Origin of the sequence: Methylophaga pinxianii (assembly GCF_020447225.1) — a bacterium.
In the GTDB taxonomy this organism is placed as follows: Bacteria; Pseudomonadota; Gammaproteobacteria; order Nitrosococcales; family Methylophagaceae; genus Methylophaga; species Methylophaga pinxianii.
Genome location: NZ_JAJAEO010000103.1, coordinates 1 through 3,947, shown reverse-complemented (window position 1 = coordinate 3,947; position 3,947 = coordinate 1). Strand labels below are relative to the sequence as shown.

General features: G+C 36.6%; 4 protein-coding genes. 3 read left to right on the top strand and 1 reads right to left on the bottom strand.

What is annotated here, in order from left to right:
* The 3 genes from LGT40_RS00740 to LGT40_RS00730 all read left to right on the top strand — a co-directional run.
* The coding region (locus LGT40_RS00740) for a DNA polymerase Y family protein (protein WP_226343126.1) at positions 1–838 on the top strand (838 nt) is incomplete at its 5' end.
* Entirely contained in the window at positions 838–1,269 is a 432-nt protein-coding gene (locus tag LGT40_RS00735) for a hypothetical protein (RefSeq protein WP_226069804.1), read from the top strand. The genes LGT40_RS00740 and LGT40_RS00735, both read left to right, overlap by 1 nt.
* A 416-nt stretch (positions 1,270–1,685) precedes the next feature.
* Positions 1,686–2,609, top strand: a complete 924-nt coding sequence (locus LGT40_RS00730) for a hypothetical protein (RefSeq protein ID WP_226069805.1) — start codon at positions 1,686–1,688, stop codon at positions 2,607–2,609.
* Positions 2,610–2,700: 91 nt separating this feature from the next.
* Here the strand turns inward: LGT40_RS00730 and LGT40_RS00725 are convergent, their stop codons facing one another.
* Positions 2,701–3,573 carry a hypothetical protein gene (locus LGT40_RS00725; protein WP_226069806.1) on the bottom strand — a complete coding sequence of 291 codons (873 nt, stop codon included), beginning with the start codon at positions 3,571–3,573 and terminating at the stop codon, positions 2,701–2,703.
* Positions 3,574–3,947 lie beyond the last annotated feature (374 nt).

Genomic DNA, 3,947 nt, shown 5'->3' with positions numbered 1-3,947 from the left:
AAAAAAAACCGTGAGCGATGCTTCAGGCCTGACGTGTAGTGTTGGTGTGAGTGGTGACAAAACTACTGCCAAGTTTGCAGCCAAATTGAATAAGCCAGATGGTTTAACTGTTATCACGCCTTGGGAAGCTGAAGCTAGACTGGCCGATGAACCCGTCACTGAGCTGAGTGGTATTGCTAAAGGCATTGGCACGTTCTTGAATAAGTACGGCGTATATAAATGTGGCGATATGAAGAAGTTGCCTATCGGCATTTTAGCCAAACGCTTTGGAAATCCCGGCAGACGAATCTGGTTAATGGCTCAAGGCAAAGATCCCGAGCCCGTAACAACAATCATAAAACCGCCTAAAACCATTGGGCATGGCAAAGTTATGCCGCCTGGTACCCATGATTTACGAACCGTTTTACTTTACTTGCAGCATATGGCTGAAAAGGTCGGAACAAGGTTACGTCGTCATAACTTTCAATCGAATCATTTTTTCATCGGTATCAAAACCGAAGCGGGCTGGCTTGGTATGAAAACAAAGATTGATTTCACCACGGACGATGGTCAGGTTATTTATGAACTGGGTCGGCAATTTATGCAAAAGTATTGGGTTGGCCAAGAAGCTCGACAGGTACAAATTACAGCATTAAATCCCACAGAGTCTCGGCAGCAGGATTTATTTTTGGATAACACCCATCAAATAAAACGTGAAAAGATTAATAAGGCGGTAGATAAGATTAACCAACGCTACGGCGAATTTACCGTGGCGCCAATGCCTGTGATCGGACGTAGTGAGATGCCAAATGTAATAGCCCCCGCATGGAAACCCACAGGCCATAGGAAGACGATCTGATGTGTGGGGGTGCCTATTTTCAATACGGCGATGAATTCATGCGGATGTACTTTCCTAATCCAAAAGCCATGCTGCCAGTGCTAAAAAAGGATGGTTCGATTGAATTGCTGCCTTGGGGGCGGCGTCAAAAGCAGTCAGGATTTTTACCGGTCACCGGATGGGCAAAGATTGAATCCATTTATGGTGGTGTTTGGGAGCGTTATTATCCTAAACCGGTCAAGATCCCAGTGTTAGCTTTTATGGAAAAAGATTTTGAAGGTCAGAGTCACTGGTATGACTTGCAGAAGGGGCAATATATTCAGGGTTTAATCGCAAGAGAGGGAAATGAACGTCGGGTATATGTCGTGACGTTGGAGCCAGAGCCGGAAGATGCTCAGATCCATAGTCGCTGGCCAAGGGTGGTACAGAACGGAGAAAAATCGATTTATTAGCAAGCTTGGTTTTTATATTTCTAACTGGCTTCTGTCTGGTGTGTTTAGTTAGAGCCAGCAAGTTGTTGAGCTGTTGATATACTGATCAACAGATTGAGGGAAACGTTATTTAAAAGCTTAAAAATTGATTAATCTATTCAAGACGAATATAAATTCCATCTAATATAGATAAGAGTTATTGTAGTGTTAATGAGAATTCATTAATGAACTTTTACATGGCAAATTTATTGTTTGAAAAGTTTGGATTATTGAAAATAAATCCAGTTCTTAGTTGAAAATTATATTGTTATTTTTGCAATGATCACTGTCTCAGCCATTTTTTATTCTGATTTTAAATTTGTAAAAAGCAATTTTGCAGACGCAATGCTGTTAGAAGAATACTAGCTCTATGCTTCAACTTGAAATAGGTGTATTAAATGCTAATTCAAAAAAAACGTATCAGATCATTAAAAAAATACTTTGAAAATATAAAAAGCGAAGAACAAATTTTAATAGGCATCATCGTTGATGATGATAATAAAAAAATAATTCAGATGTTAGGTTTTTCTGATAGTTTAAAACTAGGTGAATCTCTGCTTCCTGAAGTAGTAGGGCCAATTACAAGCTATAACGCAAATGGTAAATATGTAAAAAGAAAAGATCTCCCCATGGAAAAAGCCACGACGCAAATCGAGTGGACATGGAAACAATTTCAAGGAAGAAATAGCTTTAAAGAAGTCACCGAAGTCAGAGATAGAGACTATTTAAGATACCAACGGGATTTTTATCCACCACCCTCGGTAGAGTTAAAAATTGATCTTCTAAATGATAAAAACAAATTACTAGTGAGTCCATCATATATTTTGAATGGAGGAACTGAAGAAATAATTCTTCATACTATAAATATATATCTCGAAATTTTTGGTAGATGCGAAATATTGGATGAAGCATTTCATTCAATTTCAAATACACCTCAGGTTTCTTTAAACTGGGAAATATTACCTACAGGTGAAATTCCTTGGGAACAAATAAACGATCAACTTAAAAAAGTTATACAACGTCAGTCTCTTGGGAATCAGAAGGTACTTCAAAAACGTCAGGATGCGATAAAAGAATTTTCACCGGAGTTTTTTGCTGTAGGTCGAAGCGGATTTAATGGTTATGTTGTCTTTGGCTTTCCTGAAAAACAGCTATACGTTTTAGAAAGTAGTGAAGTTAATAATGCAACCTATATACTCGATAAAAATTGGCAAGAACTGTCAGGTATGACCAAAGCTGAATTACTTAATGCTAATCTACACAAAGCTAGGGTGATTCATACTAAAAATTGGTTTGCTGAGATAGGAAAATTACTCAGTTAGTAATAATTGAAGTTAGCTGTTTCGACTTTAAATCAAGGCTGGTACTTACAATAAAGTGCTACCAACAAAATTACTGCAATCCAAGCTCTCTTTAAATGCTGTTACTTTGTGTCTTGTGCAGTTTAGACGAAAGATTAGCTGGAACAATTCCATTTCTAAAAGCCTCATCCATATAATTAACTAATACAATATTATGGATAACTTTCCCATTAATTTTTTTGTAGCGATTTAGCTGTGTATTTCCATGAACTTTAAGTCCACTGTAAACTTGATAAGAAAGATATAATAGGTCTTTTGTATGATTGCGCATTCCATTAATAGCGTCATTCATGGTTGTATCATGTTCTCCCTTATCGTATATGAAACCTAACATTCGTTTATCACGATTTGTAGAAGTTAGACCTATGGGATTCGAAATGTGTGATTTTATGAATAATTCCCTAGCTTTGATACATTCGTTAAGCAATTGATAAGATTGATTTAAAGATAAAATATCAGTTAGTATTTTCCAATCATCAATAGATATGTTTTTTGTAATGATGTGCTTAAGTTCTTTAATTTCCATCATTGGAATGGGTAGTAATCTCAAATCTAATTCCACCTCTGGTGGTCTCAGTAATGGAATTTTAGGTTGATTATACTGCCTAACTTGATTGAAATTAATGTAAAAACCGGCAATTGCATTTTCGTTGAGGTATTTTGCTAACCTAAAAATTTCTGCAGTAATTACGATAGCCTTATTAGTATTTCTGATGTCATCCAGTATTTCTTTACGTTGAGAAATGTTTTGGTTCATACTAAAAGCTGCGTATGCACCAAAACCCGCCCCTGCTAAGGCTGTGATGAAATTCGATCCAAAAAAAGATTTTAACAATGAAGAGTTAAAATTTTGATAAACATCGAACGTGTTGTTCAAGATAAATATCAAAATAATGTATAAGCCAAACATCAGCCATAGTTTCATTTGGTTTCTCTTTGCTAAAGCTTGTCTATATAATTGTTGTAACCAATGTATGAAAAACAATAACTCGTTTGCCACTGTTTTTTATCGACTAAAATTGTAGGTAAGCTCAATCTGCGTTTCTCAATCTGTGCCAGTCTCTAATCGCGATTCCTACTGGGTTTGAAATATTTTCAGCTAGGCCTGATTTGAGAACTGAATATGCTGTTTCTGAATCAGTATATGAGAAATTGTAATAGCCCCATTTTAAAACGGACACTCAATTATTAAGCGATAGGCTTAGACCTATCTTCAAGGAGTGTCTATGGAACGTATTGAAATTTTTACTGGCGAACAGCGTCGTCGTCGCTATACTCCGCAGGAGAAAGCCAAATTTG